The 25,965-nt window shown below is 69.9% G+C and carries 16 protein-coding genes and 1 pseudogene; 11 read left to right on the top strand and 6 right to left on the bottom strand.

The features are described 5' to 3' along the window. Together ACN469_RS09460 and ACN469_RS09455 are read left to right on the top strand one after the other, a co-directional pair. On the top strand, positions 1-1,229 hold a 1,229-nt coding region (locus ACN469_RS09460; protein WP_498766336.1), incomplete at its 5' end, for an RCC1 domain-containing protein. Positions 1,230-1,361: 132 nt separating this feature from the next. Continuing rightward, positions 1,362-4,649: an RCC1 domain-containing protein gene (locus tag ACN469_RS09455; protein WP_498766334.1), complete on the top strand. Its 3,288-nt coding sequence runs from the start codon at positions 1,362-1,364 to the stop codon at positions 4,647-4,649. Positions 4,650-4,744: 95 nt separating this feature from the next. On the opposite strand, the gene ACN469_RS09450 is transcribed toward ACN469_RS09455, so the two are convergent. The 3 genes from ACN469_RS09450 to ACN469_RS09440 all read right to left on the bottom strand — a co-directional run bounded on the left by ACN469_RS09450 (position 4,745) and on the right by ACN469_RS09440 (position 8,804). Continuing rightward, on the bottom strand, positions 4,745-6,586 hold the full coding sequence (locus tag ACN469_RS09450) for a putative Ig domain-containing protein (RefSeq protein WP_498766332.1): 1,842 nt from the start codon (positions 6,584-6,586) through the stop codon (positions 4,745-4,747). Between the two features lie 8 nt (positions 6,587-6,594). Further along, on the bottom strand, positions 6,595-7,524 hold the full coding sequence (locus ACN469_RS09445; RefSeq protein WP_498766330.1) for a right-handed parallel beta-helix repeat-containing protein: 930 nt from the start codon (positions 7,522-7,524) through the stop codon (positions 6,595-6,597). A 251-nt stretch (positions 7,525-7,775) separates the two neighbouring features. Next, positions 7,776-8,804 carry a kinetoplast-associated protein gene (locus ACN469_RS09440; RefSeq protein WP_498766328.1) on the bottom strand — a complete coding sequence of 343 codons (1,029 nt, stop codon included), beginning with the start codon at positions 8,802-8,804 and terminating at the stop codon, positions 7,776-7,778. Between the two features lie 260 nt (positions 8,805-9,064). Here ACN469_RS09440 and asnS point away from each other — a divergent pair, with 260 nt between their 5' ends. Next, complete coding sequence (gene asnS, locus ACN469_RS09435) at positions 9,065-10,465, top strand: asparagine--tRNA ligase (protein WP_498766326.1); 1,401 nt, start codon at positions 9,065-9,067, stop codon at positions 10,463-10,465. A gap of 57 nt (positions 10,466-10,522) precedes the next feature. Further along, on the top strand, positions 10,523-12,103 hold the full coding sequence (locus ACN469_RS09430) for a hypothetical protein (protein ID WP_498766324.1): 1,581 nt from the start codon (positions 10,523-10,525) through the stop codon (positions 12,101-12,103). Positions 12,104-12,124: 21 nt separating this feature from the next. On the opposite strand, the gene ACN469_RS09425 is transcribed toward ACN469_RS09430, so the two are convergent. Continuing rightward, positions 12,125-13,885 (bottom strand): CotH kinase family protein, encoded by a 1,761-nt coding sequence (locus ACN469_RS09425; RefSeq protein WP_498766322.1) that lies wholly within the window; start codon positions 13,883-13,885, stop codon positions 12,125-12,127. Between the two features lie 176 nt (positions 13,886-14,061). After that, positions 14,062-14,490 carry a hypothetical protein gene (locus tag ACN469_RS09420; protein ID WP_498766320.1) on the bottom strand — a complete coding sequence of 143 codons (429 nt, stop codon included), beginning with the start codon at positions 14,488-14,490 and terminating at the stop codon, positions 14,062-14,064. Positions 14,491-15,035: 545 nt separating this feature from the next. On the opposite strand from ACN469_RS09420, the gene ACN469_RS09415 reads away from it, so the two are divergent. Next, positions 15,036-15,365, top strand: a complete 330-nt coding sequence (locus ACN469_RS09415; RefSeq protein ID WP_498766317.1) for a DUSAM domain-containing protein — start codon at positions 15,036-15,038, stop codon at positions 15,363-15,365. Here ACN469_RS09415 and ACN469_RS09410 read toward each other — a convergent pair. Beyond that, positions 15,352-16,023 carry an abortive infection system antitoxin AbiGi family protein gene (locus ACN469_RS09410; RefSeq protein ID WP_498766315.1) on the bottom strand — a complete coding sequence of 224 codons (672 nt, stop codon included), beginning with the start codon at positions 16,021-16,023 and terminating at the stop codon, positions 15,352-15,354. The two genes, ACN469_RS09415 and ACN469_RS09410, sit on opposite strands and share 14 nt — an antisense overlap. Positions 16,024-16,339: 316 nt before the next feature. Between ACN469_RS09410 and ACN469_RS09405 the strand changes: the two genes are divergently transcribed. The 6 genes and pseudogenes from ACN469_RS09405 to ACN469_RS09380 all read left to right on the top strand — a co-directional run. After that, positions 16,340-17,221, top strand: a complete 882-nt coding sequence (locus ACN469_RS09405) for a hypothetical protein (RefSeq protein WP_498766313.1) — start codon at positions 16,340-16,342, stop codon at positions 17,219-17,221. Between the two features lie 151 nt (positions 17,222-17,372). Then, the gene (locus tag ACN469_RS09400; protein ID WP_498766311.1) at positions 17,373-20,330 is read left to right on the top strand and encodes a carboxypeptidase regulatory-like domain-containing protein; all 2,958 of its coding nucleotides are present in this window, start codon (positions 17,373-17,375) and stop codon (positions 20,328-20,330) included. Between the two features lie 53 nt (positions 20,331-20,383). Then, positions 20,384-20,788, top strand: a complete 405-nt coding sequence (locus ACN469_RS09395; RefSeq protein ID WP_498766309.1) for a TonB family protein — start codon at positions 20,384-20,386, stop codon at positions 20,786-20,788. A 35-nt stretch (positions 20,789-20,823) separates the two neighbouring features. Further along, the gene (locus ACN469_RS09390) at positions 20,824-24,756 is read left to right on the top strand and encodes a coiled-coil domain-containing protein (protein ID WP_498766308.1); all 3,933 of its coding nucleotides are present in this window, start codon (positions 20,824-20,826) and stop codon (positions 24,754-24,756) included. A 37-nt stretch (positions 24,757-24,793) separates the two neighbouring features. Next, positions 24,794-25,519 (top strand): purine-nucleoside phosphorylase, encoded by a 726-nt coding sequence (gene deoD / locus ACN469_RS09385; protein ID WP_498766306.1) that lies wholly within the window; start codon positions 24,794-24,796, stop codon positions 25,517-25,519. A gap of 216 nt (positions 25,520-25,735) precedes the next feature. Next, a pseudogene (locus ACN469_RS09380) lies at positions 25,736-25,965 on the top strand (peptidoglycan-binding protein); the annotation flags it as partial.

Here is a 25,965-nt window from a genome sequence, read left to right as displayed (position 1 = left end):
CGCGGACGAGTCCCGTGCAGGTTCCCGCGCTCACGGACGCCAGGGCGGTGTCGGCGGGTGCGCAGCACGCCCTGGCGGTGCTGGAGGACTCGACGCTCTGGTCCTGGGGCGGCAATGCCGACGGACAGGTGGGAGATGGTGTCGTGGACTGGCAGTTGCTGCCGGTGCGCTCGGGGTTCGCGGCCTCGCGTGGCCTGTCCACGGCGTATCAGTACTCACTGAATATCGCGCTGGATGGGAGTGCCCAGGGGACGGGGGCGAATGGCTCCGGGCAGCTGGGGGATGGGAGCGTGTTGAACCGCGCCTTGCCCGTGGCCTCCGTGGGGCTCACCGATTGTCGAGCGATTGCCAGCGGTCACGGACACGCGCTGGCGCTCAAGACGGATGGTCGCATCTACGCCTGGGGCTCGAATCAGGAAGGTACGCTGGGCGATGGGACGACGGTGTCCCGCGCGCTGCCCACGTTGATTCCCTCTCCGGTCGGGGTGCTGTCCATCGCGGTGGGGAGCCGGCACTCGCTGGCCTTGCTGGGAGACGGAACGGTCCAGTCCTGGGGCTCCAACCTCCAGGGTCAACTGGGGGACGCGACGGTCGTGTCCCGGACCTCCCCGGTCCGGGTCCAGGGGCTGACGGGAGTGGCTGCGATTGCCGCGGGCGAGGGCTTCTCACTGGCGCTCAAGTACGACGGCACGGTGTGGGCATGGGGCAGCAATTCCCTGGGGCAGCTGGGCGATGGGAGCACGACGAAGCAGTGGGTGCCGGTGCAGACGCAAGGGCTCACGGGCGTGACGTCCATCTCCGCTGGACGCACGCATGCGCTGGCCTTGAAGGGAGACGGCACGCTCTGGGGTTGGGGCTCCAATGCGTATGGCGAGCTGGGGGACGGCACGCAGGTGCGCAAGCTGTTGCCCGTGCAGGTGAGCTCGGTGACAGGGGTTGTCACCCTGGACGCCGGAGAGCATCACAGCCTCGCGGTGACGACGGGCGGCAAGGTCTGGTCCTGGGGCCGCAACCAGCATGGACAGCTTGGGAGCGGTGTGAAGTCCAACTGGCGGCTCTTGCCGGCGCAGGTGGCGGGGCTGACGGGCGCGTTGGCCGTGGGGGCTGGCGGCGAGCACTCGCTCGCGGTGCTCTCGGACCGGAGTGTCTGGGCTTGGGGCAACAGCAACGTGGGCCAGTTGGGCACGGGCCTCTCCAACGTCCGCGCGGCGCCCGTACGGGTCTGGTAGCGCGAAACAGGTGAAGGGATATCCGGACGGGGCCTCGCGTCGTGGCGAGCGCCCTGTCCGGTGACGGGCCCCTGCTTGTCGTTTGCGGTCAGGGGTGCTTCGCTCCAGGGGTTGTCCCAGAGGGGGAGTCTCATGACAGGTGTTTCTGGAGCCGCGCGGTGGTGTGGACTGCTGTGCACGCTGTGGATGGCGACGGGAAGCGCCGCGCAGCCCGGTACGACGAGGCCCGGCAAGCCAGGCGCACGTTTCGCCGAGGGCGGCTCACGGCAGGGACTGGTCCTCGCCGGGCGCCTTCACACGCTGGCCCTCCGTCCCGACGGCACGGTGTGGGCCTGGGGTTCCAACACTCACGGCCAGCTTGGCAATGGCACGACCTGGGACAGTCCGCGTCCGGTCCGGGTGTGGAAGCTGTCCAGCGTCAGCGCCATGGGCGTGAGCGAGAACCACTCCCTGGCGCTGAAGTCGGATGGCACGGTGTGGACCTGGGGCGTCAACACCAACGGCCAGCTCGGGGACGGGAGCAATACGTCGCGCTCGGTGCCGGTCCAAGTGCCGGGCATGACGAACGTGGTGTCCATCGCCGCGGGCTTCAATCACTCACTGGGGCTGAAGGCGGACGGGACGGTGTGGGCCTGGGGGCTGAACGCGGCGGGACAGTTGGGGGATGGGACGACGACGCGGCGGCTCACCCCCGTCCAGGTGCAGGGGCTGTCGGGCGTGGTGGCGATTGCCGCGGGCAACGTGCACTCGCTGGCGCTCACGGCGGACGGGAAGCTGTGGACGTGGGGCGGCAACGTGGACGGGCAGCTGGGCACGGGAGACGCCCTGGGGCGGAATCTGCCGGGCGCGTTGCCGGGCTTCACCGGCGTGGTGGGCCTGTCGGGCGGCGGCACCCATTCGGTGGGGGTGAAGCTGGACGGCACGGTGTGGGCGTGGGGAAGGAATGACTTCGGGCAGCTGGGCCTGGGCCACACCACGTCCGTGCTCGTCCCCACGCAGCTGCCTTCGCTGGGTGGAGTCGTCGCCGTCATCGGCGGTGACAAGCACACGGTGGCGCTGAAGGCGGAGGGCACCGTGTGGACCTGGGGACTCAACAACAACGGGCAGCTGGGAGACGGCACCCTGGTGAATCGCGCGTCTCCCGTGAAGGTGCCCGGGCTGACGGACATCAAGGGTGTCTCGGCGGGGTTCCTTCACTCGGTGGCGATGCGGGCGAACGGAGAGCTTCTGGCCTGGGGCTCCAGCTCGGCGGGGCAGGTGGGGGACGGCACCGTGGCGGCGAAGCCCTCCCCGACGCGCGTGGCGGCGTGGTTGGAGCCCACACCCATCTCGGGAGGTGGGTCGCACTCCCTGGTCTTGAAGAAGGACCCATCAGGCCTCGGGCTGTGGTCCTGGGGCTCCAACACGGTCGGTCAGCTCGGGAGGAATTCCCCGCCCAGCTCATGGGCTCCGGAGCAGGCGCACAGACTCCTCGAGGTCTCGGGAGTCTCCGCGGGAGGGGCCCACTCCCTGGCGCTCAAGTCGGACGGCACGGTGTGGGCCTGGGGCTTCAATCGCCGGGGCCAGGCGGGAGATGGCACCGTCTCGTACGAAAAGCGGCAGCCCGTGGCGGTGACGGGCCTGGCCTCCATCACCGCAGTCAGTGCCGGGGAGGTCCATTCGCTGGCGCTCGGCGCCGACGGGTCGGTGTGGGCCTGGGGCGACAACAACTTTGGCCAGCTGGGAGATGGCACCACCCGCCAGCACCTCACTCCGGTGAGGCTCTCGGGCATCGACGGCGTCGTCTCGCTGTCAGCGGGACTGGCGCAGTCAGCCGCCGTGCGCGCGGATGGCACCGTCTGGGCCTGGGGCTCCCAGGGTACGGCCGACACGCCGACGGGACTGAAGCAGAAGTCACCCACGCAGGTGCAGGGCCTCTCCGACGTCGTCTCTGTCTCCGTCGGCGGAGTCCACACCCTGGCGCTCAAGTCGGACGGCACCGTGTGGGCCTGGGGGAACAACGACAAGGGCCAGTTGGGGGATGACACCCGCGTCTCCCGCCTGACGCCCGCGCAGGTGCCAGGCGTGACGGGCGTGGTGGCGGTGGCGAGCGGCGGCCGGCACTCGCTGGCCTTGAAGTCCGACGGGACGGTGTGGGGCTGGGGGGACAACACGCACGGACAGCTCGGTCCGTCCCAGGCCCTCTACTTCGCGCGTCCCGAGCTCATCCCAGGCCTCGTGGCGGTGCGCTTCCTCGCCGCTGGCGCGAGCCACTCGCTGGCCCTCACCTCGGATGGGACGGCGTGGGGCTGGGGACACGATGAAGTCGGGCAGGTCGGCGACGGGGAGCGGGACAACCGCGCCACGAGCCCCACGCAGGCCCTCTTCGACAGCGCGAAGTCGGTGGCGGCGGCGGGCTTCTCCTCCTACGCCTGGAAGGCGGATGGCTCGGTCTGGGCCTGTGGTGCCAATGAGGCGGGCCAGCTTGGAGAGGGCGACGCGCATCCGCGTGGGGCGCCCGCGCGGATGGAGGGACTGGACCAGGTGGTCGCCGTTGTCGGGGGCTACACGCATGCGGTGGCGCTGAGGAGGGATGGCAGTGTCTGGGCCTGGGGGAACAACGTTCGAGCTCAACTGGGCGATGGAACCACCACGTCGCGCGTCGTCCCCGCCCCCGTGAAGGGACTGGCGAAGGTGACGGCCATCGAGGCCGGTTTCGCGCACACGCTCGCGATGACGGACGATGGCGCGCTCTGGGGGTGGGGCACTGGCGTCAACGGCCAGTTGGGGTCCGGCACGCGCACCTACGAGCGGCTCCCTGTCCGGGTGTCGGGACTGACGAGCCCGCGAGATTTCGCGACGGGCTTCATCCACTCCCTGGCGGTGACGCAGAGCGGAGAGGTGTGGGCCTGGGGTGACAACACCGCTGGCCAGCTCGGGGACGGGACGACCCGGGAGCGACTCGTGCCGGGCGTCGTTCCAGGGCTCCAGGACGTGAAGGCCGTGGCGGCGGGTGGCTTGTCCTCGTTTGCCCTGAAGACAGACGGCACGGTGTGGGCCTGGGGCACCAACTCCAGGGGGCAGCTCGGGAATGGGAAGAGGACGGACTACTTGACGCCCGTGAAGGTGGCCTCGCTCTCCCATGTCACGGCGCTGGCCGCGGGCGGGGCCCATGTCCTGGCACTCCTGGCGGATGGCACCGTGCGAGCCTTGGGGGAGGGGACGATGGGGCAGCTGGGCCATGGACAGGAGTTCGCGAGCTTCGTCCCCGTGGCCTGGAATGCGCCGGCGGGAGTCGCCGCCGTCTCGATTTCCGCCGGAGTCGAGCACTCCCTCGCCCTGCTCGCGAACGGCACCGTGCTGTCCTGGGGCAGTGCCACCCAGGGGCAGTTGTGCCAGGGGGCGTCGGCCGTCCGGGCAACCCCCGTGGCGCTCTGGTAGTCGCCAGGGCTCCGTGAGGAGTGCGCCGCCACCCGTGAACCCGACGCTGGCGGCTTCTCAACCAGCGTCGAACACGGGTGGGGCGCGCGTCGTCCTCAGCTCGGCGTCGGAGCTTCCCGGCGCCGACGGTTCAGCACGAGCAACAGGAACGTCAGCAGCACTCCGCCCGGCGCGCCGGACTGCTGACAGCCGCAGCCCTTGCCGTCGTCCTCGGCCAGGGGCTCGTGGTTCACCTCCAGCGTCAACGGCGCCGCGTCGACTCCACCGAAGCGGGTGTCGCCGCTGTAGGCCGCGCTGATGATGTACTTGCCCGTGTCGGGCGGCACGAGCGTGTGTGTCGCCTCGCGTCCCTTCAAGGTGACGACCTCCAGCACCTCGGTGCCGTTGAAGAACGTCACCGTCCCCGCGGGCTCACCCTGGCCGCCCACCACGCGCGCGGTGATGGAGACGGCGTCTCCCACATACGCGGGGTTGGCCGAGGCCTGGAGCTGAAGCGTGGCCTCCTGGAAGTCGGCGGAGCGAGCGACGGCCAGGGTGTAGCTCCGGCTCGCCGAGCAGCGGCCACCGTCCGTCGCCGTCAGCGTGAAGGGGAAGCTGCCCGGCTGCGTGGGCATGCCCGTGAGGACCCCGTCGCGAAGCTGGAGTCCTCGAGGCAGGGCCCCGTCGATGACGAACGTCGTCGTGCCCTCGCCGCCCTCCTGCACGAACGCCGTCTCCGCGAAGACCTGTCCCGTGGTGCCAGCCGCCAGGCCCGTGGGGCTCAGCGACATGGGCGGGCAGGCCACGGCGAGCGTGAACTCCCGCGAGGCCGTGCAGCCGTTTCCATCCGTCGCCGTCACCGTGAAGGGGTAGTCGCCGCCCTCCTCGGGAGTGCCCGAGAAGACGCCCCCCTCCAACCGAAAGCCCCGGGGCAGCGCGCCCGAGACTGTCGACGTGACGCTGCCCATCGCCCCCAACACGGCGAGCTCCACGGGCGCGAAGACGCCGCTCCGAGCAAGCCCCGGCAACGTCGCGGCCTCCAGGGAGACGGCTCCCGCTGGACACGTCGACGCGGAACCTCCCGCCATCCGGTTGTCGCCGAAGGACATGACGGTGCCCGCGCCGATGAGCCGCGTGGTGGCGAGCACGTTGGAGTCCACGGCGGCCCGCGACAGCCGCAGCAACGTCTGGCTCCCGCTCCCCACGGACGCCACATGCAGGCCCACGCCGTTGTGCGTGAGCCGCGCCCGCTCCACGTTGAGCCGAGCCTTGCCGCCATCGTCCGTCCGCGCCCAGATGCCGGCCTCGGCATTGTCGGACGCCGTCAGGCTGGAGACCGTCGCCGTGCCGCCCGCGCCGAGCCAGAGCCCCTGGCGGTTGCCGGAGAGGGTGCTGCGCGAGATGACGGCCGTCACGGCTCCGGCGGAGCCTCCCACTCGGAGGCCAGCCCCCCCGTTGCCCGTGGCCACGACCTCGTCGACGACGAGCTGGCCGCCCGCCACGGGCGCGAAGCGGATGCCGTCCTGCTGGAAGCCACGGATTTGCGAGCGCTCGACGTGCAGCGCGCGCCCGCTGTTGAACACGATGCCCGTCGTTCCAGGCGTGGGCGCGCTTCCGTTCAGGGAGAGCCGACGCAGCACCACCACGTCCTGCGGGCCCGCGCTGATGGTGATGCCCTGGGTGCCGGAGGCGAACACCTTGCCGACGTCCGCTCCGCCATCAATCGTGATGGCCTTGGTGATGACCAACGTGCCGAAGGAGCCCGGGTCCAGCACATCGATTTCTCCGCCCGCGGCCGTCTTGGAGATGGCCCCCGCGAACGTCTTGCACGGCGCGGTGCGGGAACAGGGATTCGCGTCGTCGCCCACCCCCGACACCCAGGTGCGGGTGGCCTGGGCCAGCGCGGGAGTGGCCGAGCAGAGCGCGACCACGAGGATGCAGCGCAAGTGGACACCCATCGCGCGGCTCAATTCTGCGGCAGCGTGGAAGAGGGGGAGCCATCCGTGCCGTTGCCCGCGGCGACGCGATTGTTCCCGAACGAGACGACCGGGCCGTCCAGCCCCAGGCCGGTGTTGTGGCCCACCATCGTGTCGGAGATGCGCACCTGCGCCGGAGCCTCCGCCTTGATGCCGACGCCGTTCTGCGCCACCACGGCCCGCTCCAGCGTCACCTGCGCACCGCCCACCGCCAGGATGCCCTGCTCGGAGTGGCCCACCACGGTGGTGTCATTCACCGTGACGCGCGCGCCGTTCAGCGCGTGCAGGCCGATGAGGCCGGACGCAAGCTGGCTGTTTCCAATCACGGCCCCACCGCTCGCCACCTGGATACCGCCCGAGGTGTCGCCGGCGTTCGTCGGCGCCTTCATGGTCGCGCCGTTGACGGTGGTGTTGCGCACGACGAGCTGCACGGCGCCCGCGGAGGGCAGCACGTTGATGCCCGAGTTGGTGAACCCCTGAATCGTGCAGTTCTCCAGCAGCACCTTGCCCGCCGCCAGGATGCGGATGGCGTCCAGTCCCGTGGTGCCGCCATGGAGGGCCACGTTCTTCAGGACGACGGTGGCGCCGGCCGCGTTCACGATCACGCCATTGGTCCCCGAAAAGAGGATGCCTCCGGCGTAGGGCCCGCCATCAATCGTGATGGACTTGGTGATGGTCACCGTGCCGTAGCCACCCGGGTCCAAGGCGTCGATCTCCCCGCCCGCGGCCGTCTTGGAGATGGCCCCCGCGTACGTCTTGCACGGCGCGGTGCGGGAGCAAGGGTTCACGTCATCCCCCACGCCAGAGACCCAGGTACGGGTCGCCTGGGCGGAGGCGGAGGAACCCAGCAGCAGACACAGCAGGGCGGGAATCGCGAACAATCCATTCGCGCGAGAACGAGCAGGGCCAGGAGAGGACATGGTGAGGCAGGCTACACCGCCCGTGCTCAGTCCACGAACGACGCCTGCCCGCGACTCATCCAAGGATGACCCGAGTCCATAGGAGTTCAGCTTCTTCAAAGTGTTCCAGCCTTTCCCATGAAGGCTGAACGCACCCCGAGGCGGTGATTCAGCCTTTTCATGGAGGCTGAACGCACCCGGGAGAAATGCTTCGGGAGGAGACGCCCGCCGGGCCGTGAGCCGCGAGCGTCCCCGTGTCCCCCCACAAGGGACTACTTCGTCTTGTTGTACTCGCGGCTGGCGATGACGCCCTGCACCTCGGCCAGGGCGCGGGCGCCGGAGGCGGACTCGAGCGCCTTCTCCGCGATGGTCTGCACCTGGCGCTTGGCGTCCGCCAGCTCCGCCTGGAGCGACTGGATGGCCTGGGCCTGCTTGGTGTTCGTGTCCTTGAGCGAGGCGATCTCCATGCTGGCCACGCGCTGCGAGGTCTCCGCGTCCTTCGTGGCGAGCGTGAGCTTCAGGTCCCACTCCCCCTTCACGCGATTGCCGACGATGGCCGCCGCCGTGTCCGCTTCCTTCTTCAGCACGGCCGGGAACTCAGACACCTGCTTGCGCAGGTCTTCCAGCTCCTTCTCGCGCAGCTTCAGCGCGTCCTCGCGCGTGGCCCAGTCCTTCTCCAGCTTCTCCTTGCGATCTCTCTCGGTCGCGGACTGCACGCGCAGCCCTTCCGCGAACGCGTCCTGCTCCTTCTTGCGCTGGTTCTGGACGTCGTAGGCGTACTGCTCCTCGGACCGCTGGCGCGCCACCTGGGCCGCCTCACGCTCGGTGGCCAGCTCCGTGGCGGCCTTCGCGCGCGTGTCGGCGATGTCCTTGTTCAGCCGCTCCATCTCCTCCTGGAGCTCCGCCTTCTGCTTGTCATACTCCGCCACGAGCACGTCCACGGCGCTGGCCGCCACGTCCTTGCCGTGCAGCTCCGACAGCTCGTCCGTCTTGAGCTGGATGGCCTCGTCCAGCTGCTTCATCTCCTCCACCAGCGCGATGACCTGCTCGTTGATGCCCGCGAGCGTCTTGTTGATGGTGAGCCCCGCCTCGGTGACCTTCTTCACCGCGGACTCGGCCGACAGGGTGGCCACGTCCGTCAGCACGTTCTTGGCGTGGGTGTCCCGGGCCTCCTGCTCCTTGGCGGGGACGACGGGCTTGTTGCGGGCCTTGCGCGCCAGGTCCTCGAAGGCGGCCTTGGTGGACTCCGAGGAGCGGTTCCGGGCGGCGGACTTGCGGGAAGCGGACTTGCGGGTGGCCATGTGACTCTCCAGGTAGGGCACGGCCAGGCGGGCCAGGGCGGCTCGCGAATGACGTGCGGGTTTCGTGGGATTCGTGGTCCCCTTTTCGGGCGACCATGGGAGAAGAATACCCGTGGGGTCTGACACTGCCTGGCCGGGTTCCAGGCCTCCGAACGGGCCCGGAAACAGGCCCCCTGGGGGCCGGAAAGCCACACCGGGCTTGTCCTTCGGGCCGGCGCGCGGCTAACTCGCCCCCCGAATCCGCTCAAGGGAGAGCGTCAATGCAGGTCGTCAGTGTGAAGCAGGTCCTCGCCGGCGCGGTGGAGGCAGGGACGAAGGTGGAGGTCCGTGGCTGGGTGCGCACCCGGCGCGACTCGAAGGCGGGCATCAGCTTCGTCAACGTCAGCGATGGCTCGGCGTTCGACCCCCTCCAGGTGGTCGCCCCCAATTCGTTGCCCAACTACGAGAAGGAGATCCTCCACCTCACCGCGGGCTGCTCCGTCGTGTGCCGCGGCACGCTGGTGAAGTCCCAGGGCAAGGGCCAGGCCTTCGAGGTCCAGGCCGACGAGGTCCAGGTGCTGGGCTTCGTGGACGACCCGGACACGTACCCGATTCAGCCCAAGCAGCACACGCTGGAGTTCCTGCGCGACGTGGCGCACCTGCGCGTTCGCACCAACACGTTCAGCTCGATTACGCGCGTCCGTCACCGCGCGGCCCAGGCCGTCCACCGCTTCTTCGACCAGGAGGGGTTCTTCTGGGTCAACACGCCCATCATCACCGCGAGCGACGCGGAGGGCGCCGGGCAGATGTTCCGCGTGTCCACGCTGGACACCGTCAATCCGCCCCGCACGCCGGAAGGCAAGATTGACTGGCACAAGGACTTCTTCGGCAAGGAGGCGTACCTCACCGTCTCCGGCCAGCTCAACGTGGAGGCCTACGCCATGGCCATGTCGAAGGTGTACACCTTCGGCCCCACGTTCCGCGCGGAGAACTCCAACACCACGCGCCACCTGGCCGAGTTCTGGATGATTGAGCCGGAGATCGCCTTCGCGGACCTGAACGCGGACGCGGACCTGGCCGAGCGCTTCCTCAAGTTCGTCTTCAAGGCGGTGCTGGAGGACTGCGGCCCCGACTTCAAGTTCTTCGAGGAGCGCGTGCAGAAGGGCGTCACGGAGCGCCTGGAGAAGTTCATCCACTCCAGCTTCGAGCGCCTGACGTACACGGAGGCGATTGAGATCCTCAAGAAGGCGAAGAAGAAGTTCGAGTACGCGCCGGAGTGGGGCAAGGACCTCCAGACGGAGCACGAGCGCTACCTGTCCGAGGAGCACGTGGGGAGGCCCGTGGTGGTGATGAACTACCCGGAGGAGATCAAGGCCTTCTACATGCGCATCAACGAGGACGGGAAGACGGTGGCGGCCATGGACGTGCTGGCCCCCGGCATCGGCGAAATCATCGGCGGCAGCCAGCGCGAGGAGCGGCTGGACGTGCTGGACGCGCGCATGAAGCGCTTCGGCTTGGACCCGGCCCACTACGGCTGGTACCGGGACCTGCGCCGCTACGGCACGGTGCCGCACGCGGGCTTCGGGCTCGGGTTCGAGCGGCTCATCGTCTACATGTGCGGCCTGCAGAACATCCGCGACGCCATTCCCTATCCGCGCGTTCCGGGCTGGGCGCAGTTCTAGTCGGGTGGAGCGACCGGGCACCCGGGCTGGTGACGTATGACGGCCATGAGGTGCTCGATGCTCCAGAGTCTCGCTGCCGGTGGGTGGAGTCGCTCCGCCCGCCGGTTCTTTTTGGGCCCCCTCGCGGGCCTGCTCCTGTCCTCGTGCTCGGAGAGTCCTTCCCAGGCCCCCTGTGGCGAGGCCTGTGCCCCGCCGGGCGCGACGCTGACGGACACCTTCGACGTGGGCGCGCTGGAGCACCGGGTGGTGCCGCGTGAAGGGTGGGGTGGGCTGAAGGTCCGCCTCTCCGGCGACAGGGCCTTCGTGCTGGAGACCACGCGCGACGGCCAGCTCCAGGGGCACCGCAGGCTCGTCGCGTACGCGTCGACGTCCAGCGTCCTTTGGACCCTGGCGGAGGCGCCCGGGGAGTTCTTCAGTGACTTCACGCTCCATCCCTCCGGGGACCTCACCCTGGGCGTCGAGCGCACCGAAGCCGACCGCGGAGGCTATGACCTGGTGCGCCTGTCCTCGGAGGGGCAGGTGGTGGCGCGCGCGCCGCTGCCCGGCACCGAGACGCTCCCTCCGGGAGACGTGGGCGTGGACCTGCCCGCGCGGCCGTTCCGCATGAAGTCCCGGGAGGTGCACGCGCTGCGGGACGGGTGGCTCAGGACGGAGGCGCGCGGTGAGGACGTGGTGTCGGCCTTCCTGTCGCTCGTGGACGAGCCATCGACCCGGCCCGGCGGCGCCTCCTCCCTGGTGACGGGGGTGATGGCGCTGCGGTGGACGGAGGGGCGCTACGTTGAGCAGTGGGCGCGCATCGTGGACGGGCGGCACCGCGTGGAGCCCGTGGCCTGGGCCTATGACGAGTTCCGCTGGCGGGAAGCCCCTTCCAGGCCGCTGCTCGCCGTGGACGGCTGGGATGGCCGCGTCGTGGTGGGACGCACGTGGAACAGCCTCCGGTGTCTGGCTTCGAACGAGCTCTTCCAGGCGCCGTCGCGGACGGACTGCCTGACGGGCGTGAACGTCACGTCGCCCATGGACACCGAATACCAGCCGTTCGCGTACACCGCCTTCTCTCCCGAGGGCGCGCGGGAGGAGACCCACGCGTTCCTGCCCGCGTCGGCGGCGGAGTTCGTGGTGTTTGATTTCGCGGCGAAGGGCGGGGAAGTGGCCCTGGCGGGGACGTTCGTCCGGGAGGGCGCCCAGGGCGTCATCGACTACTACCCGCCGTTCCCGGGCTCCGATGAAAAGATGGCGCCGTATGACGGCTACGTGGCGGTGCTGGGCCGTGGCTCCGGAGTGCCGCGCTTCGAGCGCACCGTGGGCGGAGCGCGCGCGGACCACTTCTCCGCGCTGCGCTGGACGGAGGACGGGCTGCTCGCGGTGGGGGCCTCCGGCTGGGACCGCTGGCATGGCGGCATGAGCATCAGCCGGGGCTCGGGGCCGCTGCTGGCATTGGTGTCCGCTGACGGCGAAGAGGTGCGGACGAGGAGCCTCCCCCTGGATGGCGGCCCGCGACACTTCCACCTGCTGGGCGTGGACGCGCGTGAAGGCGCGGTGCTCGCGGTGGGGCTGGCGGAGGCCCCCCTGACGCACTCGGGCGACGGGGGGCAGACGGCGGCGATGACGTTCGGCGGGCTCTTCGTCGACCTGCGCTGACGGTTCGGGCCCGCCTTCGCGTCAAGGGAGCTGGGACTGGAGCGCGGGCCAGCGGGTGCGGACCCACTGGCGCACGTAGGCCAGCTCCTCCTCGTACGTGAGGAAGTCCGTGCGCTGGTACCAGTCGGGGAAGTTGCCCTCGCCCACGGTGCCGGGCGCGCCCAGGGCGCGGTACTCGAGCTGCCACCGGGCCCAGTCGCGTTTGGCGACGGCGGAGGTCTCCCGCTCGTAGGTGTCGATGAGCGCGAGCACGTCCTCCAGCTTCAGCTCGTTGCGCAGCAGCGCCCGGTAGCGCTCGCGCATGGGCCCCGCGAAGGTGGGGTCCGCGAGCAGCCGCGCGAAGATGCGGTTGTTGCCGGTGAAGTTGGAGCGCGTCGTCGGCGACGTGCGCGTGGTGTCGAAGTTCTGGCCGAAGCTCGCGTCCAAATCCCACGGGATGAAGCGCCACGGGCCCTGCGTCTTCGGGTCATACGCGTGATAGGCGTTCTTCGAGTGGGAGTCCGTCCCGAGGATGAGGGAGTTGAAGATCCACCAGTCCTCGTAGTCACGCAGCCGGGTGCGCTGCGGGAAGCCGGTGCGGAACGCCGCGTCGTCGGAGTCCGCCACGAAGCCGATGAAGGCCTCCAGGGTGTCCCAGGCGTGGGGCTGGCCCATCTCCGGCGCGCCGACCTTCTTCTCGAAGCCCTCGCGCAGCGACGTCTTGGGCTCGCCGTTCTTACGGACGCGGGAGAAGTTGGCGTCGTTGTCCACGGCCTTGAACAGGTCCGAGTCCTTGTCCATGCCGTGCTCCGCCATCAGCCGCTTGTGGGGCAGGTCCGCCACCGTATAGAGGCCGAGGAAGCGGTTGTTGGCATAGAGCACCGCGCTGAAGGTGCGCACGCGGATGTGCTCGGGTGACATTCTACTCCACAGGTCGAACGCGAGCCGCGTGCGCACGTAGGAGTTGTCATTGAACGTGGTGACGAGCGCCACGCGCTTCTTCTTGAGGAAGCCGTCGCCGTGGACGGGCTCGTTGAAGAGGTCCTCGTCCGAGAACTCCAGCGTGAAGCTGCGCTTGGGGAAGGCCCCGGACGTGGCGCCCCGGTACTTGGCTTCGATGTTGTAGGTGCGGCCCCGGTAGATGAGCTGCGCGGGCTTGTCGCTGCCCGAGGTGAGGGGCGGCGTGTAGATGAGGTGGAAGACGGGCAGCCCGTACTCTTCCGTGTAGGTCTTCGGGTCGACGATTTTGACGTTGCCCGGGCCGCCGTCGTTCTCCGCGACGCCCACCTTGAGGGTGCCCGTCTCGTTGCTCGTGTGCTCGCGCAGGACGAGGTTCCACACGGCGGCCTGGTCCTTGCCGGGAGTCCAGCGCAGCGTGGCGGTGGCCTCGTCGAAGGCGGCGCCGGGCGGCAGGTTGTCCACGCCGAAGCGCAGCCCCGCGGTGGTGTTGCCGGTGGAGCACGTCACGGTGGCCGTCACGAGCTGGCCTTCCGTCAACCACCGCGTCTCTCCCGCGGAGGGGGCGCAGACGGTGGGCACGGGGCCCGCGTCCGGCGGACCCGCATCGGGAGGGGTGGGCTCACCCGCATCCGGCACGCCCGCGTCTGGAATCTCCTGGGGATTGGTGGGCGCCGGGTCGGGGTTGTTCCCCGACGGCCCTGGCACCTCGTCCGGAGGCCCACCTCCAGGGCCGGTGGAGGTACCGCCCCCACAGGCCACCGTCAGACAAACGACACACGCCAGCACGCCTCGAGACAAGCTTCTTCCGGCCACCGTGTTGCTCCCCCGCGTCCACCCGCCCATGTCGGAGGGGAAGAGATAGGCATCCGGGGAAGCGCTGGCAGGCCCCTGCCTCTCGCGGGTGTTGGCTCATGGACGCAAGGGGGGGCAGCCCTGTCCAGTTCGTGTGCGCGCGTGGGGCGACGTTCGCGGAGGCCAACGGGGCAGCAGGAGGTCGGCTTCGGCGACGACCACGGCTCCTACTGGTGGTCTCGATAGCGGTCGATGGGAAACGGGAACTGCAGCGCCGTCAGCAACTCACACGTGGCCGCGCCCATTCCAAACCCTATCAGACTGCCTGGCGTGTAGTGCCCCGAGTCATTGTCCCAATGAAGCAGGAAGCCGTCGGCGAACGTGGCCATGCCGGCAAAGAGCACCGGTTTCTCGTGCTTCTTCTGTCTGCTACGCGGCTTGTCCTTCGTGGAGATGGCCGTGTGTCCCTCAGAGCGGTTCGGATTCATCACCGTGCCGCTCGTGACTGCTTCCGGACCGCTCTTCACGCGTCTCTTCCAGAGATACGACAGCGGGACGACGAACGGATAGATGCCGTCCGCTTTTACCAACGTGCCCTCGGCGTCCTCTACCAGGAACCGACGCTCCTCGGTCTGTATCATCTCGGTGACATCCACCACCTCCTCCACGATTCGCGCAGGGGACGCGAGTTCCCGGGTCTGAAGCAGGATCGACCATGCAGGGGTAGAACGGGATGCCGTTCTGGATGAACGTGAAGATCGCGACCAGGTCTCGCACCAGGCTCACGTTATGCTTCGACAGCCCATTCGCGACCTTGAGCTCATGCGTATTCGTGACGGTATTCAGGAGTCCGCCAAAGGTCTCCAGTAGTTTCTTCTTCTGCGTTTCCGAGTACGGCACCTCGTCGTTGAGCCCGAGGCGATTCTTCGCGTGGATCGCCATGCCTCGGAGGCTGTCGGGGGTGAATCTTGAGTCAACCACCCTCCCGGGAGCATGGGGGGCATCCAGTTGCTCCTTGATGTCGCGGACCGCGATGAGCAGCTCATCATGCAAAGCCCCATCAATGTTCATGGCACCTCTCCCTTTTATCGAAATCCCTGGCGCTCAAGGAACCATAGATGGCGGTATGGGCAATGGCAAACCACGGCCACGTCGTCCAGGCGTTGAACCCTCGATTCTCAGGGGCAAAGGGTAACAGCGCATGTCCGATGAACTCGAATGGGAGCCAGTGCGCGAGCTGGCGCGCCGAGTGCGAAACGGGGAGGCGTTGACACTCACGGACGACGTGAAGACTCTTCTGGCGCGCACCGCTTCCGAGGTGAGGCTCAGCGGTGCGGATGCCACTTCGGCTGTTGGCTCACACGCTGGCGCGGAAGCGCTGCTCTTGGAGTGCGCACGGCGCATCAAGGAAGGCTCTGACCGCATTGTGGACGCGCTCTATCGCGCCAAGCGCCATCGGAAGGCAGGAGACTTCGACAGTGCCCGCCAGGAAATGCGGGAGGTGCTTGCCGTCGAAGTCAGCCCGCCCTGAGTCGCGCGAAGTCCTCCGCGTGTTTCTCCAGCGCCGCGGCAATCTGGGGCGCCGTCCACAGCGGATCCAGACAGGGGCAGAAGTAGCCCGGGCCCGCCTTCTCGCGCACGGCCCACTCGAAGAAGCCGCGAGCCGTCGAGTGCAGCTCCTCCGGGAGGAAGAGGGCCGCGACGTCGTACTCAGTGAAGCGCAACAGGCCCGGCACGCGCCACTCCCGCTCCCAGTCGAAGCGGTAGCTGTAGGGCGCGTTGTGCTTGTCACCCTGGATGTCCACGAAGGGCGTCATGGCCCAGAGCGGATGGGCCCGCGAATCCTCCGCCGCCAGCGCCTGGTCCACCTGGTGCTTCAGCGAGAGGTGCGCGGGCGAGGCGTACTGGACGTACCAGACGGGACCGCCGCCCTGGGAGAGGATGAAGCTCTTGCTGAAGCCGATGCCATACAGGCTGCGGCGCTGGACGAGCCTGCCGAGCTGGTCGAGTGGAATCTCGCTGAAGCAGACCGCGCGGTGCCGGTCCGCGACCCGCGGCTCCTTGCGCGCCAGCCCGAAGCCCTGCGCGCCCGGGATGAGCGTGCGAGTGCCCAGGATGTTCATCATGTTCTGGTAGGCGTCATGGAATGGCGGTCCGGGCTTCGTGAAGTGCACCACGAAGTCAGACATGTCCCGCCACTGTGAGTTCGCCTGATAACCCAGCATCGTCAGCCCTGTGCCAATGTCCCGGAGCGAGGTAGGCGATGCAACCGGACTGCAGTCGCGACTCCGCTGCCTGCCCGCCCTGCCGACGGCGGTGCCGGTGCTCGGTGTCGACCGGACGGTGTCTGGGCTGAGGCCAGCAAGGCCCTGCGAGCGCTGGCTCCACCGGGCCGCCGGGGTGTTGGTCGGTGGGCGACATCGCAATCGTTGGTCGAGCGGCGCGGACCTCCGCGCGGGGGGGCGAGCGATGCGCCACGATGGGCGGTTGTCACCGGTCGAGCTGATGCGGCGTCTGACCCTGTCGCTGGAGCGAATCGCGGCGCATGGCCTCACGAGCGGGGCCATCCAGGGCGCCTCGGAGGGGCTCCAGGCGGAGCTGCCGGGGCTCGACGGGCAGCTTCGTGAGCTCATCCAAGACGTCGTGGCCCTGCTTGCTCGCGAGGTCCAGGATGCTTCCGAGCGGCCTCCCGGCACGTGGTCCCGCTCGCTCGCGGAGAGCGCGGTGCAGGGCGTGGTGGCGGAGCTGCGGCGCTCGATGCCGGGCGCGGATGCGCTGTCCCATGAGCTGCTGGAGCGGGTGAATGGGTGGCTGGACCACTCATCCCGGGTGGCGGATCAACGCCAGCGGGAGCTGCGGCAGCCCGGAGCGCGGGCTCGGACGCTGGCCACGGGGGCGGTGAGAGGCGCGGTGCTGGAGCTGGAGCACGAGATGCCCGTGCTGGCGCCCATCGCCTCGGAGGTGGCGTCCCAGGCGGGGCGCGGGCTCGTGGAGGGACTGGGCACGGCCCTGGAGGCGCGGACCGAGCGGTTCGACGAGGTGCTGGAGCAGGCGGGGCGACGGCTCATCCACGCCGTCGTGGAGCAGCTCGAGCTGGAGGTGACGGCGCTCCGTGAAAGCTCCGACGTGGACGTGGGCGTCGTCGTGGCGAAGATGGCCGAGCGCACGGCGACGGCGACGGTGCGAGGTGCCTCCGAGGAGCTGCGACGCCAGCTCCGTGCGACGCGAGACGAGCTGGGGGGCCCTTCGCTGCGGAGTGCCAGCCGTGAGGTGACGCTGGGCGTGTTCTCCGCGCTGTCGGAGCGGCTGCGGGTGCCTCTGGCCATCGCGATGGGCGCGGGCGGCGCGCTCGTGCTCACCGCGTTCACCCTGGCCCGGCGGCGCTGAGCGGGACGGCTCGAGGGCCTGCCGCGAAGGGGGCTTTCTCGACGCGCTCCTCCTGACGTGGCGGCGCCGAGCAGGAGGGTTCGATTGCCTTCCGCGAAAGGGATAGGCTGACCCGGCGTCACACGAGGTCGGCCCGGGGTGGGGCTCGCGCATGAGGCGATGGCTTGGAATTGGAGGGGGGCTGCTGCTCCTGGGCGTCGTCCTGGCGTGGGTCCTGCTCGGGGGCCTTTCGGTGACGGGGCAAGAGCGCGGGAAGACCGCCGCTTCGGGGGCTGACGCGGAAGGGCGGCGCTCGTCGTGGGCCTCGCTGCTCGCCGCGCCCGTGCCCGCCCCCCGAGGCGAACAGGTCCTGCGAGGCGTCGTCATCGATGTCCAGGGCCCAGTCGCAGGCGCGGTGGTGGTGGCGACCGAGGAAACCCCTCGCATGCCTTTGAGCGCCCTGCCTTGCGACGATGACGGGTCCTCAAAGCTGTTGTTGCTGGACGTGGACTGCCCGGTGCAGGGGTTGCTGGACTGGTTGGATTCGGACGAGGGCGCGATGCCGCCCCTGGCACGCGCCGTGACGGACTCCGAGGGCCGCTTCACGTTGGCGGGCCTGGAGGCCGGAAGGTACGCGGTGTGGGCCGAGGGACCGCGGAGCGTGGCCCTGGGCGAGGATATCGCAGCTGGCACCGAGGACCTCGAGATGTGGTTGGACGAGGGGCCTTCGCTCGCGGGCGAGGTGCGGGACGAGTACGCGCGGCCGGTGGCGGGAGTCCGCGTCATCGCCCTCCTGACCGCACACCACCGCGCCTTCGAGGTGACCACGGCGCCGGACGGACACTTCGAGTTCGGGGACCTGCCGGACCAGGACTACAGCGTCATCTTCTCCAAGGAGGGACTGCTCCCGGTGCACAAGAAGCCACGCGGCGCGGACCTGCTCGCCATGGACGTGACGATGTCGCGCGCGCGCGTGCTGTCGGGCCGCGTGGTCCACGGGGACGCGCCCGCCCCGGGGGCGCAGGTGCGCTGCGAGGGCGACGACTGGAGTCGTGAGGTCGTCGCGGATGGCGAGGGGCGCTTCACCTTCGAGGGACTGCCTCCTGGGCGCTATTCGTTCTCCGCCAAGGACGGCGAAGCGGTGGCCGAGGAGTTCGTGGGCCTGGGTTCCAGCGGCGACTACCCCGAGGTCGTGCTGATGCTTGGCAGTGACATGCTCGTGGAGGGCGTGGTGCGCGACGCCCGGGGGGCGCCCATCGTCGGGGCGAGCGTCCTGGCCACGAGGATGGGCGTGCCTTCCCTGCCCAGGGCGAAGCATGCGACGAGTGACGCTCGCGGGACCTTCTCGTTGGGACCTGTGTCGCGAGACCCCTACATGGTCAAGGTCGATGCCCCGGGCTTCCTCGAGCACATGGTGGTGCAGCGGCTGGGCGCGGACCGCGAGCCGCTCGTCTTCGTGTTGCGCGACGCCTTCACGGTGGAAGGCACCGTGGTGGATGCCGAGGGTCATCCCCTGGAGGGAGCCCACCTCACCGCGGTCTATCCATCGGACGGGCGTGGCCCATTCGACGAGTCGCTCAAGGGGCGGGATGACCTGGAGGTGGAGAGCTCCACGACGACGGGAAAGGATGGCGCGTTCGTGCTCTCCGCCGAAGAGGCGGGGGAGCGAGCCATCGTCGTCAGCCATGCGCTGCATCGCTCGACCTGGCTCTCCGTGACGTCACCGCGAAAGGGGCTCCGGGTCGTGCTCGCGACGGGCGCCACGGTGAGCGGCGAGGTGCTGTTCGAGACTGACTACCCGGTGCGGTCCGCCCACGTGATGCTGCTGGCACGGCCTCGGCCGCCGGAGGGCCATCACGAGAAGATGGTGTACACGGATGCGATGGGGCGCTTCTCACTCCAAGGCGTCGCCGAGGGGAAGTATCGGCTCATCGTCACGGTGAGCGAGGCGGCCTCGCAGCGTCAGTTGTCCAAGCTGCTGGAGGTGAAGGGGCTCGCACCCGTGCATGAGCACCTTCAGTTCCTCGCCGGACGGTCACTCTCGGGCGTCGTCGAGGATGGGGAGGGCAAGCCCCTCGCGGGCGTCTTGATTCGGGCCACGCCAGCCGTGAAGAACGTGTCGGTACGCGTGCGAGGTGCGGACTTCGCGATGCACCAGGGCGAGTCGACGGGCAGGTCCGATGCAGGGGGGCGCTTCGAGCTGAGCGACCTCGTGCCGGGTTCCTACTCGCTGGTGGCCAGGCTGAATGGCCATGTGCTGGAGGTGCCCCCCGATTCGAAGCCCGAGGGAGATCACCTGCCCTCCGTGCTGGTCGAGGCGGGAAGCTCCGAGCTGCGGCTGGTGATGCACCGCGAAGTCGGCATCAGGGGGCGACTGGTTCGGGAGGACGGAACTCCCATCACCCGGTTCGAGGTGAATGGCAGCTCCTTCACGAGTCCACGGGGTGAGTTCTTTCAAGGCCCTCATGGAACCGGAACGTGGAGGCTCGCCTTCTCCGCTCCCGGCTTCGCGCCCCTGTCCATGAGGGTGGAGGCGGTGGAGGGACAAGCCCTGGACCTGGGCGCGGTGGTGCTTCGTCCGGGGCGCCAGGTCCGAGGGCGCGTGACGGATGCGGCGACGGGGAGGCCCGTGGCGGGTGCCCTGGTGGACCTGGGCGACGTTCCCAAGGATGCGGAGGGCTGGGCGGACGAGGTGATGCTCGATGTGCAGGAGGTCGTGGCGAGGACGAACCAGGACGGCACCTTCACCCTCCCTCATGTGCTGGAGCAACCGTATGCGCTCGTCGTGCTGCATGAGGCGTATTCACAGAAGCGCCTGTTGCTCGGCGCGAAGCAGGACGAGGTGGCGGTGGCGCTCGAGGTGGGGGCCCTGCTTCGTGGCACGGTGGGCGGCCCGGCGGCGGACGGCACCACGGTGATTCTCTCGGGCTCGGAGAATGGCTTCGTGCGGGAGCTGTTGGTCCTCTCCGGGCAATTCGAGCAAGCGGGCGTTCCTCCGGGGTCCTATCTGGTGACGGTCAGGCGCGACGACATCGAGGACGACGGCCCCCCGCCGGGTCCACGGTTCCTGCCCCAGCGTATCCAGGTCCCCGCCTCCGGCACGGTGACGGTGGACTTCCTTCCGCCGTAGGACGGCGTGGGCCCCCTTCGCGGCGCGATTCGTGGCGACTACGATTGCGCGCCATGCTCCGCCCCCGTCCGCTGTCCCTCGTGGCCCTGCTGGTGCTGGTCGTCGCGCCGCTGGCGTTCGCCGCCGCTGGGAGCCCCCAGCTCCAGGCCTTCTTCCAGCCCGAGCTGACCAGCGCCAGCTATCAGCAGAAGGCCTACGCCCAGGTCGCCGGCAAGTGGAAGCAGCCTGCGCGCAAGGGATTGCCGGCCGTGGGACGCAGGACGGTGGTGCAGGCTGTGATTGGCCGCGATGGCAAGCTCGTCACCGCGGTGGTCTCCCAGGAGTCGGGCTCCAAGGTCTGGGATGCCGCCGCGCTGACCGCCGTGCAGAAGGCCGCGCCATTCGCCCCGCTGCCCAAGGACTACGCGCTGGCCACGCTGGACGCGCACTTCCATGTCGCGTGGGTCGCCGCCCCGTGAAGTCTCCCGCGCCCTCGCTCGTCCTGGCCCCATCGATGAAAAGCTCACCTCGCGGCTTCGCGCCCCTGCTCCTGCTCGCGTTCGTCCTGGCCGCCTCGCCGGTTGATGCGGCGCGCAGGCACCAACGCATCCGGAGCGCGACGAGCGTCGTCGACGTCTGGTCCGAGTCCCAGCACGTCTATGTGAAGGGGGACGTCGGTGTCTCCACGGGGCAGCTCGCGGACCTGGAGGTGTGGCTCACGAAGAACGCGCCTCACTGGACGGTGGTGTTCCTGGAGAGCGCGGAGGGTGAGCGCTTCGTCGACGCGGAGGGGACGCGCTTCACGGGCATCGACGCCGCGCTGCATGCCCTGGGCAAGGGGCTGTCCAATCGCACGGGCTTCGGCGAGCTGAGGCACCCCAGGACGCAGGAGCCGGACGGCGCCGTGTTCCTGTTGTCCCTGGCGGACCGGAACCTGTCGTACTTCGGCTCGCAGGCGCAGGACCGGCGCAAGGCGGGCGATGCGCAGTGGAAGGGCGACCTGGATGCTCCGGCCATCGAGGCCATGCGCAATGGCGGTCGCGTCATCGACGCGGCGAAGAACACCGTGATGCTCGTCGATTCGCGGGTGGCCTCCGCCATCGATGCGGAGATGGCGGAGCGAGCCCGGCTCGTCGAGGCCCTGCGCGGCCGGCTCCTGGCGATGCAGGCGGAGCTGCCGCGCCTGACCGAGCAACGGCTCGCGGCCTTCGGGACGGCGCTGCCCTCGGGCCTTCCTCGCGCCGCCGTGGACCTCGCGGGGGCGGAGCAGCAGGTCGGCCATACCCTGGCGCAGCTGACACCTCCGGAGAAGGCCGACCTCGCGAAGGCGACGGAGGTGCATGACGGCCTGCGGGCGAGCCTCGACGGGCTGCGCTCGGCGATGGAGGAGCATCGGTCCGCGTCCGAGCGGCTGAAGGCGCTGGAGTCCGCGCAGGTGTCCTTGGCCGCGCATCCCCTGGCCGCGTTCGTGTCCGAGAAGCTCACGGAGCTGCGCTCGGTGACGGAGACGGCGTCAGGCGCGGTGCGTGACATGACGCCTGTTCACGGCGCGGCGCTCACCACGGCCGAGGCGGCGCGCGCGAAGGTCACCGAGGCGCTGAATGCCGTGGGGCGGGATGGCCAGCGTCTCCAGGCGCTGCCGGGGCTGCTGGAGCACCTGGCGGCGCTGCCTGATGCGGAGGCCTTCCAGGCGCCGCTCGCCGAGGCGCGGCTGTCGCTGGGGAAGGCTCGCGAGGCGTTCGAGGCGCGGGCGGACACCTACGGCGCGCTGCTCCGGGCGACCGAGGTGGCCTATCAGCAGGCCATCGTGGCGGCGAACGATGCGGAGCAGGCGCGGCGGATGCGCACCGGCGGAGGGACGGCGGGTGGCGCGGGTCTGCTCATCGCCGGCCTCTGGGCGCGTCGTCGGCGCAACGCGAGCCGGCGCAAGGCCACCGAGCTGCATGCGCGCTGGCGCACGGCCATCGACGAGAAGACACACGCGCTCTTCGGGCTCCTGGAGCGCACGCACCTGTGCGCGGGCCAGTCTCGTGACGATATCGCGAAGCGCTTCGAGGGAATCACCCGGGAGCGAGGCCAGCAGCTCGCCTCCGATGTGGACGAGCTGTTCCTCCTCGCCACCGCCGCCGCGCGCGTGCTGCATCGTGCCGAGGACCTGCTCACCGGCTCGGGGATGGCGAATGCGCTGGGCGCCCACATGGGGACGGCTCGCTACGAGCAGGTCACCCGCTTGCTGCGCGACGAGCCCATCGTCTTCCACCCCGATGAGGGCGTGGAGGGCATCCTGCGCGGGCCGCGCACCGAGGCGCAGCGACTCATCGGCGACCTGAAGAGCTATCAGCCCTTCTCGCTCTCCTTCGAGGCCTTGCTGGAGGCGTTCAACACCCACGCCGAGCGGGCCCTGGTGCTGGTGGATTCGCTGGAGACGGCTCCGACGGCCTCGGTGGAATCGCTGAACGCGCTGGCGGCTTTCATCGCCGAGCTGCGTGCGGCTGCTCCCGGGGACGCGGCGCTGCGCGTGAAGGAGGTCACCGCTCAGCTCGTGCCGTGCCTGGAGGCGTGGGTGAAGCAGGCTCGGCCCATGTTGGGGGCGGACCCGCTCGCCGCGCTGGAGGGGCCGCTCGCGGAGGGCGGACGGCGGATGGCGGATGCGCGGGCGCTCATGACGGTGCTGACCACGGCCGCGCGCGAGGTGCTTCCGGTGGTGACTCGAACGGGGCGGGCGCTCGTGGACGCGGGCCTGTCTCGCCAGTGGTTGGATGACGCGCTCGCGGCGCTGGGGCACACGGCGGAGCAGACGGCGAAGGCGCTGGTGGACCGGCCGGCGAAGGAGTCCGTCGAGGCGCTGGAGCGGTCCTTCGTGGCCTTGTCCACGCGGGCGAGCGAAGCAGAGGAGTTGGTGGTGCTCGCGGCCCGGGCTCGCAAGGCCCTGACGCGCGTGGAGACTGAGACGGCCAAGGCCCGTGAGGCGCTGGGGGCGTCGATGGACAAGCCCGCCTCCGCGCTGCTGCGCGAGAAGGACGCCGACCCGTCGGACCGGCAGGCCGCGGGTGAGGGCTTGTTGCGTGAGGCTCGCGAGGCGCTGGGGGCCGGGAAGCTGGATGTTGCGCTCGCGGCGCTCACCGCCTCCCTGACGCGCGTGAGCGAGGTGGAGACACTCCTCTCGACCAGTCGGGAGGCCAGGAAGACCTTCTTCCCGCGGCGTGACGCGTGTCGCGAGGTGGCCCGGCGTCTTGAGGCCCGCGCGGCGGATGGCACCGTGCTCCTGGAGGCCCTGACGCGCCGCTATCGCCCCTCCGCGCTGCGCCTGCGGCCGGAGGACGCGGTGCACCCGGAGGCCAACGGCACGGTGCAGGACAACGTCGCCGAGGTCGCCGTGCATCGCGGTGAGGCGGCGAAGCGCCTGGCGGAGTCGGAGCTGGCGTTCGCGGAGGCGCGGCTGCTGGCGTCCGCCGCGCTGCTGACGGAGGTGGAGGCGCGGAACACCCTGGTCCAGGCCCGGCTCGACGAGGTCGAGGAGAAGTCGCGACGGCTCAAGTCTTTCGAGGAGGGCAATGCGAAGACGCTCCTGCTCGCGCAGGGGCTCGGCACGGCGTGCGACGCCGACGCCTCGGACGGGCGCACGATGCAGCCCACGCGCAAGGCTCGCGACACCGCCCGGCAGCTCCTCCTGGCGGCGGTGAGCGCGACGGAGTCGCGTCCGGGGGACCCCTTCGACGTCGCCGAGCAGCTCGCCTCCGCCTGTCTGTCCCTGGAGCAGGTGAGGCAGGCCGCCGCGTCGGACCGGGCCCACCACGCCCAGGCCGAGGCGAGCCTGGACTCGGCCGACCGCGCCTTGTCCGCCGCCGACCGGTGGATTCGTCAGGCCGCCAACGACGGCATCACCGACAGCCGCGCGACGACGGCGGCCATCAGCGGCCTCGTCGCCCTGCGTCGCGAGCTCGACTCGACGAGGAAGGACTTCGCGAAGCCCCATGGAGACTGGGCGGTCTTCGACAGGATGGGGGACCGCATCGCCTCCGAGGCCGCGCGCAAGACGGCGGACCTGCGCGGCGAGCTTCGCGACGCCGAGGAAGCCGCCGCCGCCATCCGGTCCGCATCCAGCGTCGTGCAGTCCGCCGCGTCGTGGCGGGGCAGGGCGGGAGGCTCCAAGCTCGACTCCGCCCGCCGCGCGCTCGACAAGGGGCTCTACGAGGAGGCCCGGCGGTCCGCGGACGCCGCGGAGCGCGAGGCTCGCGAGGCCATCGAAGAGGCGGAGCGCGAGGAGGAACGTCGTCGCGAGGCGGAGCGGGAGCAGGAGCGGGACCGGGAGCGTGCTCGCACGTCTTCCTCCTCCTCTTCCTCCTTCAGCTCCTCTTCTTCGAGCAGCGGCTCCGGCTTCTCCAGCTCTTCCTACGGCAGCGGTTCTTCGGGGAGTGGCTCGGGCTTCGGCAGCTCGAGTTGGTAATCGCGGGCAGGCGCACGGAGGGCTATGGTGCGCCCCCATGGCAACTCCTCATATCTCCGCCGCACCCGGCGACTTCGCCGACGTGGTGCTGATGCCCGGTGACCCCCTCCGGGCTCGCTATATCTCCGAGCGCTTCCTGACTGACGCCCAGGGCGTCACGTCCGTGCGCAACATGTTCGGCTTCACCGGCACCTATCAGGGCCGTCGCGTGTCGGTGATGGGCCACGGGATGGGGGTGCCCTCCATCTCCATCTACGCCACCGAGCTCATCAAGGTGTACGGCGCTCGCGTGCTCATCCGCGTGGGGAGCTGCGGCGCGCTCCGCCCGGATGTGAAGCTGCGGGACGTCATCGTCGCCACCGGGGCCGGCACGGACTCGAAGGTGAACCGGATGCGGTTGCTGGACCACGACTTCGCGGCCGTGCCGGACTTTCAGCTCGCCCGATGGGCGATGGAGGCGGCCGAGCGACGGAACAAGGCCGTGCGCGCGGGCACTGTCTTCACGTCCGACCTCTTCTACCACCCGCAGGAGCAGCTCACCGCCACGCTGGTGAAGATGGGCGTGCTGGCCATCGAGATGGAGGTTGCTGGCCTGTATGGCGTAGCAGCCGAGTTCGGCGCGCGCGCGCTGGCGCTGCTCACCGTGTCGGACCACCTCCAGACGGGTGAGGCTCTCTCTCCCCAGGACCGGCAGACCTCGTTCGACGAGATGATTGAGCTGGCGCTCGACGTGGCCCTCAAGGTGCCGGCGCCGACGCCCTGACGCGGACAGTCGCACGCGGGAAGTGTGGCCTCGGCCACGCCCGGAGCGCCCCCCAGGGCAGGGGGGCGCCAAAAAATCTGGGAGGGGCTTTGTGCTCGAACGATTCTCGGGCCATCCTTCGGCCCGGTGCGTTACCCCCTCTGGCTCCTATTGGTTTGCGCCGGCTGTGCCGCGCGCGTGGTTCCCCCTTCTGGCGGCGAGTCCGCCCTGGCGTCCGTGCGTTCGGAAGGACTGACGCCGGCACGAGAACAGCTGCCTCCGGCACCGGTCGAAGCCGCGCCGGGAGTCCCGGCCGCGGGGGCGACCGCCGAGGCCGCGTCCGTCGTGGCCGAGGCTTCCGAGGACAGCTGCGCGCTGTCGGCGGAGGACCTGGAGGGCGAGGACGAAACGGCGGAAGCCGGCGAGGGTGAGGGCGACGACGGTGAGGGCGAGACGCCGACGGTGGG

Origin of the sequence: Corallococcus terminator, assembly GCF_049194865.1 — a bacterium.
In the GTDB taxonomy this organism is placed as follows: Bacteria; Myxococcota; Myxococcia; order Myxococcales; family Myxococcaceae; genus Myxococcus; species Myxococcus terminator_A.
Note: the sequence above shows the minus strand (reverse complement) of the source record. Positions and strands in the feature narration are given on the sequence as shown.

Excerpts from the sequence above, each read along its gene's own strand:
- ACN469_RS09445 (WP_498766330.1), bottom strand. The coding sequence starts at position 7,524 with ATGTCCTCTCCTGGCCCTGCTCGTTCTCGCGCGAATGGATTGTTCGCG.
- ACN469_RS09400 (WP_498766311.1), top strand. The coding sequence starts at position 17,373 with ATGAGGCGATGGCTTGGAATTGGAGGGGGGCTGCTGCTCCTGGGCGTC.
- ACN469_RS09405 (WP_498766313.1), top strand. The coding sequence starts at position 16,340 with ATGCGGCGTCTGACCCTGTCGCTGGAGCGAATCGCGGCGCATGGCCTC.
- ACN469_RS09440 (WP_498766328.1), bottom strand. The coding sequence starts at position 8,804 with ATGGCCACCCGCAAGTCCGCTTCCCGCAAGTCCGCCGCCCGGAACCGC.
- ACN469_RS09430 (WP_498766324.1), top strand. The coding sequence starts at position 10,523 with ATGCTCCAGAGTCTCGCTGCCGGTGGGTGGAGTCGCTCCGCCCGCCGG.
- ACN469_RS09395 (WP_498766309.1), top strand. The coding sequence starts at position 20,384 with ATGCTCCGCCCCCGTCCGCTGTCCCTCGTGGCCCTGCTGGTGCTGGTC.
- ACN469_RS09455 (WP_498766334.1), top strand. The coding sequence starts at position 1,362 with ATGACAGGTGTTTCTGGAGCCGCGCGGTGGTGTGGACTGCTGTGCACG.
- ACN469_RS09390 (WP_498766308.1), top strand. The coding sequence starts at position 20,824 with ATGAAAAGCTCACCTCGCGGCTTCGCGCCCCTGCTCCTGCTCGCGTTC.
- asnS (WP_498766326.1), top strand. The coding sequence starts at position 9,065 with ATGCAGGTCGTCAGTGTGAAGCAGGTCCTCGCCGGCGCGGTGGAGGCA.
- ACN469_RS09425 (WP_498766322.1), bottom strand. The coding sequence starts at position 13,885 with ATGGGCGGGTGGACGCGGGGGAGCAACACGGTGGCCGGAAGAAGCTTG.
- ACN469_RS09415 (WP_498766317.1), top strand. The coding sequence starts at position 15,036 with ATGTCCGATGAACTCGAATGGGAGCCAGTGCGCGAGCTGGCGCGCCGA.
- ACN469_RS09410 (WP_498766315.1), bottom strand. The coding sequence starts at position 16,023 with ATGTCTGACTTCGTGGTGCACTTCACGAAGCCCGGACCGCCATTCCAT.
- ACN469_RS09450 (WP_498766332.1), bottom strand. The coding sequence starts at position 6,586 with ATGGGTGTCCACTTGCGCTGCATCCTCGTGGTCGCGCTCTGCTCGGCC.
- deoD (WP_498766306.1), top strand. The coding sequence starts at position 24,794 with ATGGCAACTCCTCATATCTCCGCCGCACCCGGCGACTTCGCCGACGTG.